Annotated in this window: 13 protein-coding genes; 8 read left to right on the top strand and 5 right to left on the bottom strand. The window is 63.5% G+C overall.

Annotated features, from left to right (window positions below; genetic code table 11):
* Positions 1–13: 13 nt before the first annotated feature.
* The 3 genes from Q0687_RS13885 to fabI are packed head-to-tail and all read left to right on the top strand — an operon-like array spanning position 14 to position 2,981.
* On the top strand, positions 14–976 hold the full coding sequence (locus Q0687_RS13885) for a phosphate acetyltransferase (protein ID WP_298877546.1): 963 nt from the start codon (positions 14–16) through the stop codon (positions 974–976).
* Positions 977–981: 5 nt separating this feature from the next.
* Positions 982–2,196, top strand: a complete 1,215-nt coding sequence (locus Q0687_RS13880; protein ID WP_298877545.1) for an acetate/propionate family kinase — start codon at positions 982–984, stop codon at positions 2,194–2,196.
* Positions 2,193–2,981 carry an enoyl-ACP reductase FabI gene (gene fabI, locus Q0687_RS13875; RefSeq protein WP_298877543.1) on the top strand — a complete coding sequence of 263 codons (789 nt, stop codon included), beginning with the start codon at positions 2,193–2,195 and terminating at the stop codon, positions 2,979–2,981. Before Q0687_RS13880 ends, fabI begins: the two co-directional genes overlap by 4 nt.
* Positions 2,982–2,987: 6 nt before the next feature.
* Here the strand turns inward: fabI and Q0687_RS13870 are convergent, their stop codons facing one another.
* The 5 genes from Q0687_RS13870 to Q0687_RS13850 all read right to left on the bottom strand — a co-directional run bounded on the left by Q0687_RS13870 (position 2,988) and on the right by Q0687_RS13850 (position 6,370).
* On the bottom strand, positions 2,988–3,446 hold the full coding sequence (locus Q0687_RS13870) for a MaoC family dehydratase (RefSeq protein ID WP_298877542.1): 459 nt from the start codon (positions 3,444–3,446) through the stop codon (positions 2,988–2,990).
* A gap of 13 nt (positions 3,447–3,459) precedes the next feature.
* A complete protein-coding gene (locus Q0687_RS13865; RefSeq protein ID WP_298877540.1) occupies positions 3,460–4,110 on the bottom strand; it encodes a 3-oxoacid CoA-transferase subunit B in 651 nt (216 codons plus the stop codon).
* 4 nt (positions 4,111–4,114) lie between these two features.
* A complete protein-coding gene (locus Q0687_RS13860) occupies positions 4,115–4,762 on the bottom strand; it encodes a CoA transferase subunit A (RefSeq protein WP_298877538.1) in 648 nt (215 codons plus the stop codon).
* A gap of 76 nt (positions 4,763–4,838) precedes the next feature.
* Complete coding sequence (locus Q0687_RS13855) at positions 4,839–5,447, bottom strand: hypothetical protein (RefSeq protein WP_298877536.1); 609 nt, start codon at positions 5,445–5,447, stop codon at positions 4,839–4,841.
* Positions 5,444–6,370: an alpha/beta hydrolase gene (locus Q0687_RS13850; protein WP_298877534.1), complete on the bottom strand. Its 927-nt coding sequence runs from the start codon at positions 6,368–6,370 to the stop codon at positions 5,444–5,446. The genes Q0687_RS13855 and Q0687_RS13850 overlap by 4 nt, the downstream gene beginning before the upstream one ends.
* 131 nt (positions 6,371–6,501) lie before the next feature.
* On the opposite strand from Q0687_RS13850, the gene Q0687_RS13845 reads away from it, so the two are divergent.
* The 5 genes from Q0687_RS13845 to Q0687_RS13825 all read left to right on the top strand — a co-directional run bounded on the left by Q0687_RS13845 (position 6,502) and on the right by Q0687_RS13825 (position 13,094).
* Positions 6,502–9,009: an alpha/beta hydrolase gene (locus tag Q0687_RS13845; protein WP_298877532.1), complete on the top strand. Its 2,508-nt coding sequence runs from the start codon at positions 6,502–6,504 to the stop codon at positions 9,007–9,009.
* A gap of 8 nt (positions 9,010–9,017) precedes the next feature.
* The gene (locus Q0687_RS13840) at positions 9,018–9,881 is read left to right on the top strand and encodes an alpha/beta hydrolase (RefSeq protein WP_298877530.1); all 864 of its coding nucleotides are present in this window, start codon (positions 9,018–9,020) and stop codon (positions 9,879–9,881) included.
* Between the two features lie 27 nt (positions 9,882–9,908).
* Positions 9,909–10,259 carry a phasin gene (locus Q0687_RS13835; protein WP_298877528.1) on the top strand — a complete coding sequence of 117 codons (351 nt, stop codon included), beginning with the start codon at positions 9,909–9,911 and terminating at the stop codon, positions 10,257–10,259.
* 75 nt (positions 10,260–10,334) lie between these two features.
* Positions 10,335–10,511: a hypothetical protein gene (locus Q0687_RS13830; RefSeq protein ID WP_298877527.1), complete on the top strand. Its 177-nt coding sequence runs from the start codon at positions 10,335–10,337 to the stop codon at positions 10,509–10,511.
* A 186-nt stretch (positions 10,512–10,697) separates the two neighbouring features.
* Positions 10,698–13,094 (top strand): PAS domain-containing sensor histidine kinase, encoded by a 2,397-nt coding sequence (locus Q0687_RS13825; protein ID WP_298877526.1) that lies wholly within the window; start codon positions 10,698–10,700, stop codon positions 13,092–13,094.
* Positions 13,095–13,105: the final 11 nt, after the last annotated feature.

Below are 13,105 nucleotides of genomic sequence, written 5' to 3'. Positions count from 1 at the left end.
CGGGAGTGACAGGATGTCGGCCGACACGACGCAAGCCCAATCCGGCAGCAAATATGACCGCTTGATCGCGGCGGCGAAGGCCGCGCCGCCCACGCCGACCGTGGTTGTACACCCCTGCGACGAGACCTCGCTGCGCGGCGCCGTCGACAGCGCCAGTGCCGGCATCATTCGGCCGATACTGGTCGGGCCGGAGCGGAAGATCAGGGAGACCGCCGCGAAATTCGATCTCGATGTATCCCCCTTCGAGATCGTCGATGCCGCGCACAGCGACGATGCCGCCGCCAAGGGCGTCGAGCTCATCCACGCCGCCAAGGGCGAGCTGTTGATGAAGGGCAGCCTGCACACCGACGAACTGATGCGCGCCGTCACCGCCAAGGTTGGCGGTCTGCGCACCAACAGGCGCATCAGTCACGTCTTCGTCATGGATGTGCCGGCCTATGCCGAGACCATTTTTGTCACGGATGCCGCGATCAACATCTTCCCCGATCTCGATGCCAAGCGCGACATCATCCAGAACGCGATCGATCTGTACAACCTGGCCGGTTTCGGTACGAAGCCGCGAGTGGCGATCCTGTCGGCAGTGGAGACGGTAACCTCGAAGATTCCATCGACGATCGAAGCCGCCGCGCTCTGCAAGATGGCCGATCGCGGCCAGATCACCGGCGGCGTGCTTGATGGTCCACTGGCGTTCGACAATGCCATCGACCCGGAAGCCGCGCGGATCAAGGGCATCACATCCGAGGTGGCCGGTCGCGCACAGATTCTGGTGGTTCCCGATCTTGAGTCCGGCAACATGCTGGCCAAGAACCTTGCTTATTTTGCCAAGGCGGATGGAGCCGGCATCGTGCTCGGCGCCCGCGTACCCGTTGTCCTGACGTCGCGTGCGGATTCGCCACGTGCGCGGATGGCCTCCTGCGCCGTGGCCGCGCTCTATGCGCGTGCCCGGCGCCAGCAGGCGCCGACAGTGGGGGCGTGATCGCCATGGATACGGTCCTGGTCGTCAACGCCGGCTCCTCCAGCGTCAAGTTTCAGGTCTATTCCGCCGAGGGCGATGGCATGCTCCGCCGCCAGATCAAGGGACAGATGGACGGCATCGGCAGCCGCCCGCGCTTGCGCGCGAGCGGTGCGAGCGGCGATCCGTTGGCTGATCGCGCCTATCCAATTGAAACCGTGCCTGATGTCCCTGCTGCCATGGCGGTCGCCGGGGATTGGTTGCGGGAGGAGATCAGGGTCACGCCGATCGCGGTCGGCCACCGCGTTGTGCATGGCGGGCCGGATTATGTTCGGCCGGTCCTGATCGACCACGGCGTCGTCACCCGTCTTGAACGCTTTATCAGCCTGGCACCGCTGCATCAGCCGCATAATCTCGCGCCGATCCGCTCGCTGCTGGCCAATTTTCCGGCGCTGCCGCAAGTGGCGTGCTTCGACACCGCGTTTCATCGCACGCACGACCTCGTCGCCGATCACTATGCCATCCCGCAGCAGCTATATGCCGAGGGCGTAAGGCGCTACGGCTTTCACGGCCTGTCCTACGAATATATCGCCCGTACGCTTCCTCGCGTCGCGCCAGAGATCGCCAAGGGCAGGGTCATCGTTGCACATCTCGGCAGCGGCGCCTCGATGTGCGCGATCAGGGACGGGCGCAGCGTCGAGAGCACCATGGGCTTTACCGCACTCGACGGGCTGCCGATGGGAACGCGGCCGGGCCAGATCGATCCCGGCGTGGTGCTGTATCTCATCTCCGAGAAGGGCATGCCGGCGGCAAAGGTGCAGGACTTCCTCTACCGCGATTGCGGCCTGAAAGGGCTTTCCGGCATCAGCAATGACATGCGCGAGCTGGAAGCCAGTAGCGATCCGCATGCGCGGCTCGCGATCGACTATTTCGTGTACCGCATCGGGCTCAACGCCGGCATGCTGGCAGCGGCCTTGCAGGGTCTGGATGCCTTCGTCTTCACCGCGGGCATTGGCGAGAACTCGGCCTCGATCCGCGCACGCATAAGCGAGCAGCTTGGATGGCTCGGTGTCACCCTCGATGCCGGTGAGAACGCGCGCCATGCGCAGCTGATCTCGCGCGCCGACAGCAAGATCCCGGTCTACGTCGTACCGACGGACGAGGAATTGATGATCGCGCAGCACACGCTGTCGCTTCTGATGAATGGTCAGCCGACCAACACAAGACCTGAGAGGGTGTCATGATTCCAGTATTCCCTGACAGCAAGGTTGCCCTCAAGGGCAAGAAGGGCCTGATCGTCGGGATCGCCAATGATCAGTCGATCGCCTGGGGCTGTGCGCGGGCGTTTCGCGCGCTCGGTGCCGATCTCGCGGTGACCTATCTGAACGACCGTGCCAGGAAACATGTCGAGCCGCTGGCGCAGGCGCTGGAAGCGCCGATCTTCATGCCGCTCGACGTCATGGTGGAAGGCCAGACCGAAGCGGTATTCGACCGCATCGCATCCGAGTGGGGGCAGCTCGACTTCCTGCTTCATTCGATCGCTTTCTCCCCCAAGGAGGCCTTGCACGGTCGCGTCGTCGATGTCGGCCGCGATGGTTTTCTCAAGACCATGGACGTCTCCTGCTGGTCGTTCATGCGCATGGCGCATCTGGCCGAGCCCCTGATGAAGAACGGCGGAACGCTGTTCACGATGACCTATTACGGCAGCCAGATGGTGGTGGAGAACTACAACGTGATGGGCGTCGCCAAGGCCGCGCTCGAGGCCTCGGTTCGCTACATCGCCGCCGAGCTCGGTCCGAAGGGGATCCGCGTCCATGCCATCTCGCCGGGCCCGCTGGCAACCCGTGCGGCGTCAGGCATCCCTGAGTTCGACGAGCTCATGGACAAGGCGCAGTCCAAGGCGCCTTCGCGCAGTCTCGTCAGCATCGACGATGTCGGCAACGCCACCGCGTTCCTGGCGCTGGACGGTGCCAAGCTGATCACGGGCGGCGTGCTCTACATCGACGGCGGATATCACATCATCGACTGAGCTTGCTCAGCGATAGTGCAAGGCGATCAGCTCGGCAACGCAGGCTGGCTTCTTGCCGCCTTCGATCTCGATCACGAGGTGATAGTTCACGCGCAGGCCATCCGGCGGCACGTCCTCGGCTTCGGCAACGGTCACGCGGCCGCGCAGCTTCGAACCCGCCGGCACCGGCGCGAGATATCTGATCCGGTCGGCGCCATAGTTGAGCGTGTTGCGCAGGCCCTTCAGCCCGATCACCGAGCGAATGAAGAGCGGCGCGAGTGCGAGCGACAACAGGCCATGAGCGATGGTCTTGCCGCCGGGCATTTCCTTGGCGGCGCGCGCCTGGTCGACATGGATCCACTGCTCGTCGCAGGTCGCCTCCGCAAACTGGTTGATGCGCTCCTGCGTCACCTCGACCCAGTCGCTGACCCCGATCTCGGTCCCAACGGCGGATTTGATCTCGTTGAAGTCGCTGAACACCCGCATCGGCGTTACCTCGTCAGAGCTTCATTTCAGGGACTTGATCGGGGACGGCGAGCTCGGCTTCCGTGACCGCCAAGACCTCGCCGACGCTGACGCCGGGGGCGGTCTCCAGCAGCGTCGCCTTGCCGTCGGGAAAGCCAATCACGGCCATATCTGTCACGACGAGGCTCACCGGCCGCGCCGAAGTCAGGGGCAGGGTGCATTTGGGGACGATCTTCGACTTTCCCTTGGCGGCGTGCTGCATGGCGACGATGACACGCTTGGCGCCGCTGACGAGGTCCATCGCGCCGCCCATGCCCGGCACCATCTTGCCGGGGATCATCCAGTTGGCGAGATGCCCCTGCGCATCCACCTGCAAGCCCCCGAGCACCGTGACGTCGACATGGCCGCCGCGGATCAGCCCGAACGACATCGCGCTGTCGAAGGTCGCCGCCCCCGGTAGCGCGCTGATCGGCCGGCCGCCGGCATCGGTCAGCAGCGGATGCGACATGCCTTGCTCCGGGATCGGACCGGTGCCGATCAGGCCGTTCTCGGACTGGAAGAACACCTTGAGATCTGACGGCACGTAGTTCGCGACCAGCGTCGGGATACCGATGCCGAGATTGACGAGGTTGCCGCTTTTCAATTCCTTGGCGACGCGCCGTGCGATGATGATCTGCGGGTCCATAATCTCACCCGTTCGTAATGAGGTAATCGACCAGCGGACCCGGCGTCACGACATGGTCAGGCGCGATCACGCCAACGGGGACGATGTGCTCGGCCGAGACAATCACCGTGTCGGCCGCCATCGCCATGATCGGATTGAAATTGCGCGCGGTCAGCACGTAAGTGAGATTGCCGAGATAGTCGGCGAGGAAGGCGTGGACCAGCGCGAACTGGGCGCGGATGGCGGTCTCGAGCAGGAACGGCTTGCCGTCAACCTCGATCTGGCGTTTGCCCTCCGCGACGAGCGTGCCGACGCCGGTCGGCGTGAGCACGCCGCCGAGGCCGCAACCGCCGGCCCGGATGCGCTCGACAAAGGTACCCTGAGGCACGAGATCGACCGCGATCTGGCTGCCCAGCATCTGCTGCTGTGCCTTCGGGTTGAGGCCGATATGGGTCGCGGTCAGCTTCGAGACTTGCCCGGCGTCGAACAGCTTGCCGACACCCTTGCCGGGTGTCGCCGCATCGTTGCAGATCAGCGAGAAGCCGGTCTTGTTTTGCCGCACGAGCTCGTCGAGCAGACGCTCGGGCGTGCCGACGCCCATGAAGCCGCCGACCATGATGCTGGCGCCGGCCGGAATCAACCCAATGGCTTCTTCGACGGAAACGGCCTTCATGTTCGGGACTCCGCTCGGCAGACTTGAGAGATGGACGGATCTTGAGAGCGCGCGGTCTTGCAGCTTTTGATCTGCGTCAAGGCTTCGTGTCGTTCGCGACCGAGATGCCGATGCTGCCAAGGACTTCGCGCCAGAGCTGTCGCACCTCTCCATGCCGCTGCTCGAGCGCCGCGCTTACGGCATCCCGGAAAGGAACGAGATCGGGCCCTTTCAGAAACAGGATTTGAGCCTGCAACAGCCGGCTGCTCTCGAACTCGATCCGGCGCAGCGCAAATGCGAAGGGATCATCCGCGTTGGCCTCCATCGGCAGTAGCGCGGCCGGCCGTATTGCGGCGTGCACGGCATGAGCGAGGATCGCGAGATGAATCGCTTGTCCATGGCCGTGATCGGCGATGCCGTCGATGGGGGCGGGGAGCCAGGCCATCTCCCAGGACGCAGCCATGGATGCAAGCGCGAAATCCGGGATCCACGCCGTGGCACGCGTCAGCAGCGAGACGATCTCGCTCTCGCGATAGAACTGCGCATTCAATTCCGTCTGCCATGCCGCATCGAATGTCGCCGGAAGGGCGAATCCGAATTGCCGTGCCAGCGCGCCATGGGCCGAGACGAGGAACGCTGCGACTCGTGTCTGCTGGCGGGGCGGCACGCGGCCATCGACCTCCACCGGGCCAAAAAATGCGCTCATGTCGCCATCCTCTGCACCGGGATTGCGCGCAGATGGTCGTAACCGTCGGGGAAGGGCGTCAACGCCCCGCCGGGATCTTCCGGCGCGATGAGGACCTGCTTGTTGCCCTGCCAGCGGCCGGCCATCACGTCCTCGGCGAAGCGTGCCAGGAGATCGGCGGTCAGCTCCGCCTTTTCAAGCGTGAAGGCGTGATAGGCCCGGGGGATGATGACAAGCGCGCTGTCGGGAATCTCGACCCGCAAGGTCTCGTGCAGCGCGCGCGGCGTGAGGAAGTCGAACTCGCCGTTGAGAATCATGGTCGGGATGGCGATAGAGGGTAGAAGCGGCGTCAGCGGCTTGAAGTCGAGGAAGGACTCCATCAGGTTCTGCAGGGCATAGACGTCATTGACCAGCCAGCCCTGGCGCTTGACGCTGTCGAGCTTGTCCAGCAGCGGTTTCAGCCACTGGTCGGACAGGTTCATCGGCAGCAGCAGGTCCTGGAGGTAGCTGGTGCCTCCGAGGGTCAGTCCCGTACGCAAGGCATTGCCGATCAGCAGCAGCTGCGGGGACAGCTCGGCAAAGCAGCTCATCGGCACAAGTCCCGACAGCCGCGCGCCGTGCTCGATGGCATAGCGAAGCGCTATCAGGCCGCCGAAGCTGATACCGCTGAGAAAGATCGGGCCGTCACCGAGTTCGCCGATCAGCCGATGCAGCACGGCGACGTGGTCATCCTGGTTGATGAACAGCGCTGGCTTATCGGAGACGCCCTGGCCGAGCAGATCGAACGTTGCGACGCGGAAGCGACGCGCGATCAGCGCATCGCGATACGCGCCCCATAACTCCGAATATTGCGTGAGGCCGTTGACCAGCACATAGGCGGGCCCACCTGCCGGCCCGTCCAGCTCATAGCGGATGCGGTAGGAGCCATGATTGAGAAAGGGCATCGCGGGGACCGGCTGGCGTGATGATGGCTGAGATCCTCAACGCCGACGTGAGCAATCCATTGAGCTAAATCAATCCTTGGCATGAGGGCCGGCCTAGCGTTCGCAAAACATCGCTCGGGAGGAATATTGTCATGACCGCGACAAGCATGCTCAAGCGTTGCTTAGTCAGCCTCATTTTGCTGCTCGTCGGCACTGCGCTTGCGATGGCCCAGCCGTTCACGCGCCGCTCATCGCAGATGCAGCATGACGGTCTCAAGAAGACCTATGAGGTCGCGAACTTCCGTCTCGGTGGCAAGTATGATCTCGACAATCCTTCCAAATGGGAGAACGGCGGCGAAGGCGGGGTCACGCTGGAATCGCTTGGTGCTGGCAAGCTGCGAACCGCCTACATCGCGATCGGCAACGCTCGGCGAAATTCAGCCGGCGAGATCACCAATGCTGTCGTGATCAACTCCTACTACTCCGGCGATTCCACTGACATGTACGAGCAGTGGGTCAAGGGCGCTGCGCTATCGGGCGGCGTCCCGATCATCGGCCCTGGCCGACCGATCGACACCGACCGCTATTACGTCATCATGGTCGATCCGCTGGGCACCTGGGGTGCCAGCAAGCCTTCGGACGGGCTTGGCATCAAGTTTCCGCAATACAGCTACTACGACATGGTGCAAGCGAATTACCGCCTGCTGCGTGACGAGTTGAAAGTTGCGCGCGTGGCGTTGGTGGCAGGTGTCTCGATGGGCGGCACCCAGACCTATGTCTGGGGCGTGATGCATCCAGAATACGTCAATGCGCTGATGCCGATCGGCGGCACGACGCAATCGGACAGCGAGGACCCCGTTGGCAACTGGACCTTCCAGATGATGACGGCCGCAATCGAGTCCGATCCGGTTTGGCAGGCGACCAAGGGCGACTATTACAAGCTGCCCAAGGAGAAGCATCCAGTGCCGGGCGTCGCGTTCGGCTGGTCGATCCTGGGCATGACCGGTTATGATTTTGGTTTCCGTACGACCCAGAACTGGAACGCAGTCCAGCCGGAGATTTTCTATTGGGATCCGCCGAATGAGAAGGCCGGTCTCGGCGTCACTAACCGTGCCAAGCTCTACGACGCGGTTGACCTCGTCTGGCGCAACAGGGTCGGCGAGATTCATAATATCAATCCCTATCTCGGCCGCATCCGCGCGCGCACGCTGGTGATGCACATCACCAATGACCAGTGGCTCAACTTCAAGCTTGCCCAGCAGGCCGTCGATCGCGTGCCCGGTGCGGACCTCATCGCAGAGGAAAGTCCGGTCGCCCATTACGGCGTTTTCCCGATCATCAACGATCGCAAGAACGATCCGAAATTCGTCGGCTTCATGGACGACGTGGCGAGCCTCGATCGCGCGCAGAAGTTCGTCGACAAGAACTATCGCGTGCCTGGCGTCGCCGCCGACATCGATCCCAAGAAGTCGTTCTGGACGGACTTTGTGACCTATCCCTATCCGGTCAAGTTCGCGAACGCCAAGGAGAAGAGCGGCAAGACGTGGCAGATCGGCTACATGGACGAATACAACGGCACCGACAAGGACCCGAAGGTGCTCGTCATCATCCACGGCAAGGGCGCGTTCGGCGGGCACTACGGCAACATCATGCAGTATGCACTGCGCAGCGGCTTGCGCGTGATCGTGCCTGACCTGCCGCACTACGGCATGTCCGGCCCCGGCAACCTCGACAAGAGCCCGGCGCGCACCATGCAGGACATGCGCGAGGTGATCTATGATCTCGTCGTCAACCAGCTGGGGGTGACGAAGGCTTATTATCTCGGCCACTCGCTCGGCGGCCAGTTCGTGATGGGCTACGCGCTGACCTGGCCGGATGCGGTGCAGGGCCTTGCGCTCGAGGCGCCGTCGGGCCTCGAAGAATATCCGCGCGAGATCACGATCGCGAAGGACAAGAAGGCAAAGCTGTTCGATCCGGCCTTCGACCATGACTTCGACAAGTGGAAGGCGACCTGGGACCAGACCGGCATCCTCGCCGCGGAGAAGGCGCGTGACGAACAGAGCGTCCGCGATTTCTTCTACTTCAAGAAGCGGGACCCGAACACCGGCGCGGTCTCGGCCTCGAAGAGCGGTTACTTCTTCAGCGACAGCGAGTATGCCCGGTTCCACACCGAGCAGCGCGTCGGGCTCATCAAAGGCAGCCCCAAGGAGCTCGATCAGTGGTGCAACGTCTTCATTTACGACATCTACACGATCGGATCGGAGCTTCAGCAGGATGACCCGAAGAACCTTTATGAAGGGGTTACCCAGATCAAGGCGCCGATCTTCCTGGCGTTCGGTGACAAGGAGCCCTTCATCCCGACGCCCGCATTCAACGGGTTGACGGATCTCGGCCGCGACGTGATCTCGCCGTTCATGACGCGGATGACCAATGCCGGCAACCGGCCGATGCTTAAAATCTATCCGGAGACGGGTCACTTCGTCCACACCGACAATCCGGTCGAGTATTCGGCTGACGTCGTGGATTTCGTGACCCGGGGCATCGTCGACACCTCGTCGCCGCAGGGCATCGACCGCATGATCAGGGGCGCCGTGGTTTCGGCGCTGCCGGTGGCGCCGACCCCACCGGGGGCGGCGCCCACGGCCGGCCTCAACAAATAGGACCGCGCATGGCCAGGGTGCAGGCGGGTGAGATGCAGCTGGGCTGGCGGAGTTGGGGAGAGGGCGATGTCACTGTCGTCTTCATCCACGGCAATCTCGCCAGCAAGGACTGGATCGAGCTCGCGGCGCCCCTTTTTCCATCGGGCCTTCGCGTGATTGGCATCGACTGGCGCGGTTGCGGCGACAGCGATCGGCCGAAGCCGACGGCAGACTACGCCAATTACTCGATGCAGCAGCACGCCGAAGACATGCTCGCCGCGCTCGATACGCTTGAGATCGGCTACTGCCACCTCGCCACGCACTCGACCGGCGGTATCATCGCCGCGCGCATGCTGCTGGCACAGCCCCAGCGCTTCGGCCGCGTGTTCGCCCTCGACCCGGTCACACCGCTCGGAATGGCCTTCAATGACGACCAGATCGGCCTGTTTCGCGCGATGATGGCGAGCAAGCAGTTGACGCGGACGATCATGGCCACGGCGGCCTCCTCGCTGTTCGTGCCCGAGAGCATGGCACCAAATGCCACCCCGCGATTCCGCGAAGGGGTGGGAGAGATCCGGACATTGTTCGACCGCATCGTCGACCAGACCTTTAGCGTGTCGGAGGGAATCTGGATTGGGACGCCGGTCAATCTGACGCGGGAGAAAGAAAGCCGCGAGTTGGAGCGCCGCATGAAGGAGCTCGACCATCCTCATCTGGTGCTGTGGGGCGAATGGGATGGCTGGATTCCGCCGGCCGATCTTCGCGCCATGGCTGAAGCGATGCCGGACTGCCGGCTCGTCATCGTGCCCCGCATCGGACATTCGATGAATCTGGAGATGCCGGCCCTCTATGCCGGCTATTTCGGCGCCTGGTTCGGGGGACTTCCCGCGTAACTGTAACTTCCCAAAGGGAGAAATATCATGGCAGAAATCAATACGTCGATCGAAGGCGTGCGAACGGCACTCACCGAGGCCCTCGGTCGCCTGCGCAAGGCCAATACAGATTATTTCGAGCTGCTGGAGAAGGGCCTTGGATCTTCGCCCCTGCCGATCGCGAATCAGGCGAAGGAGTTCACCGGCTTCATGCAGCGCAACGTCAGTGCGACCTTCGATCTTGGCGACAAGCTGATCCAGGCCAAGGACGTGCAGGACACGCTGAAACTTCAGGCCGAATTTTTCCAGGAGCAGATGCGGGCGCTAACGGACCAGGCCAAGACCATGGGCGAGTCCGTCATGAAGGCGGCCGGCGGCATGTTCAGCCCGAAGAGCTGATGCGGCCGATTCTTTTATTGACCGGTCCCAGCGTGCGCGGCTGCGCCAGGACCAGTCTCGCAAGAGAGGCTCGATATGGCTGAGACCAATAAGCTCTCCGTGGAGAAGACGCTCGCGAAGCTGCGACGTGAGGACCGGCCGGCAACGGCGAGCGAGCAACTAGATGAAAAGGCCGAGGCGCTGAAGAGCGAGATGAAGCGAATGCGGGCGCAAAGGTCGCGCCTTGATCCGCCATCCCGCAGGCGCGGTTAACCCGTCCGTCGGGCGCCAGATCACGGTAAGCGGCAGCGCCCGGCGGTACCCGCTGGAACTTTCGGCTGTTGATGCGCCGGTCTGCCGCGGCGGGGACGCCGCGGAATTGTCGCAATTCGGCAACAATGTGGTACGAATACATCAGTATCCGCCCAGCGGACCCCGTTTTCAGCACCCATTGCCGGAATGACCAGCGCAGATACCTCGGCCGCATCCTTTGACACGGCCCCAGCCGAAGAGCCCCGGCGCTGGTCCGTGCGACGCTGGCTGGCACCGTTTGCGGTGGCCCTGGCGCTGCTCTCGGCGTTCCTGACTTTCCTGGTCCTGACCGGTCTGACCAGGATCGAGCCGACGCCCGCGGTTGTCCGCTCGTTCTACCTGATCAACGCGGCCACGATCCTGCTGCTGGTCGGCATCATCGTCCGCGAGCTCTGGCAGTTGATCCTGGCCCGGCGGCGGGGACGGGCGGCGGCGCGGCTCCATGTCCAGATCGTCAGCCTGTTCTCGATCGTGGCCGTGCTGCCGGCGGTGCTGGTTGCCGTCGTCGCCAACGTCACGATCGAGCGCGGTCTCGATCGGCTGTTCTCGGGTCCCACCAGGGAAGTGATCCAGAATTCGCTGACGATCGCGCGGGCCTATATGAACGACCATGCCCAGCTGATCCAGGGCGACATTCTCGGCATGGCCAACGACATCGCGCACGCACGGCCGCTTTATGATCAGGATCGGCGGTCGTTTCGCGAAATTCTGACTGCCAGCGCCGCCTCCCGCAACTTGCCGGGCGCGATGATCATCGACAAGAACACCAACATCCTGGAGTCCGCCGACACCGGCATGAAGTTGACCTATTCGCCGCCGGCCCCGGAATTCCTCAGCAACGTCAAAGAGAGCGAGCCGGAAATCGCGATCCTTCCGGACGCGAGCTCCGTCGCTGCGGTGATCCGTCTGCGCGCCTTCAACGATACGTTCCTGTATGTCGCCCGGCCGCTCGACCCGAACGTCGTCAGTCAGGTCAACCAGACGGAGATCAGCGTCGCCGAATACGCCCAGCTCGAGACCCGCCGGCTCGGCATCCAGGTCGCGTTCGCGCTGATGTTCGCGGTGATCGCGCTGACCATCCTGATGGCGTCCGTGCTGATCGGCCTCAACTTCGCCAACTCGCTGGTGGCGCCGATCCGGCGGCTGATGAACGCCGCCCACACCGTCTCGACCGGCGACCTCCATGTGAAGGTGCCGGTGCATCAGTCCGAAGGCGACCTCGCGCAACTCGGCGAGACCTTCAACAAGATGACGCAGGAGCTGCGCAGCCAGCGCGACGAGCTCGTCAACGCCAGCGACCTGATCGACAGCCGCCGCCGCTTCATCGAGGCCGTGCTGTCCTCCGCCAGCGCGGGCATCATCGGCGTCGACACCTCGGGCAGCGTCGGCATTCTCAACCGCTCCGCCGAGAAGCTGATCGGGCATTCCGAGGCCGAGACGCTCGGCCATCCGCTGTCCGACGTGCTACCCGAGCTCGACGAGATGATGAAGGCGTCGCGGGAAGGCACCCAGCGCCTGGTGCAGGGCCAGATCACGATCACGCGCGACGGCGCCGAGCGCAATCTCTCGGTCCGCGTCAGCGCCGAGAAGAACCAGCCGCATGACAGCTACATCATCACGCTCGACGACATCACAGAGCTGGTCTCGGCGCAGCGCACCTCGGCCTGGGGCGATGTCGCGCGCCGCATCGCCCACGAGATCAAGAACCCGCTGACGCCCATTCAGCTCTCGGCCGAACGCATCCGCCGCAAGTTCGGCAAGGACATCACCGAGACCAAGGACAAGCAGATCTTCGAGCAGTGCACCGACACCATCGTGCGCCAGGTCGACGATATCAGGCGGATGGTCGATGAATTCTCGCGCTTTGCGCGGATGCCCAAGCCCGTGATGGAAGGCGAGGACGTCGCCGACACCGTCCGGCAGGCGGTGTTCCTGATGAAGGTCGCCCATCCCGAGCTCGATATCGAGGCCGAGTTCAGGGAGGATCCGTTGCGCGCCCAGTTCGACCGCCGGCTGATCTCGCAGGCGGTCACCAACATCGTCAAGAACGCCACCGAAGCGATCGAGCAGGTCCCGCCGGAAGAGCTCGGCAAAGGCCGCATCGACGTCGTGGTGTCGCGCGATGGCGAGGATGTCTTGATCGACGTCATCGACAACGGCATCGGCCTGCCCAAAGTGGCGCGCTCGCGGCTTCTTGAGCCGTATGTCACTACCCGCGCCAAGGGTACTGGCCTTGGCCTCGCCATCGTCGGCCGCGTGCTGGAAGACCATGGCGGCCGCATCGAGCTGAAGGATGCCTCCGACTTCCGCGAAGGCCAGCGCGGCGCCTGGATGCGCATGCGCTTTGCGATCTCCGGCGAGGCCAAGAAGGCCGAGGGAGCCGAGCAGGCGCCAGCGGCCAAGGGCGCAACCGCTGCGGATATCGAACAAACCCCTGCGGATTCCGTGACGGCGCAGGAAACAAAAGAGCCGACGGCCGAAACCAAAGAGCCGGCTGAAAAGACCAATGATTCACCGAGAATCGAAGCCTCAACAGGCAGCTGAGAAGACAGGCG

Origin of the sequence: uncultured Bradyrhizobium sp. (assembly GCF_936928535.1) — a bacterium.
In the GTDB taxonomy this organism is placed as follows: Bacteria; Pseudomonadota; Alphaproteobacteria; order Rhizobiales; family Xanthobacteraceae; genus Bradyrhizobium.
The sequence above is the reverse complement of the archived record's forward strand: the minus strand, read 5'-3'. Positions and strand labels throughout refer to the sequence as shown.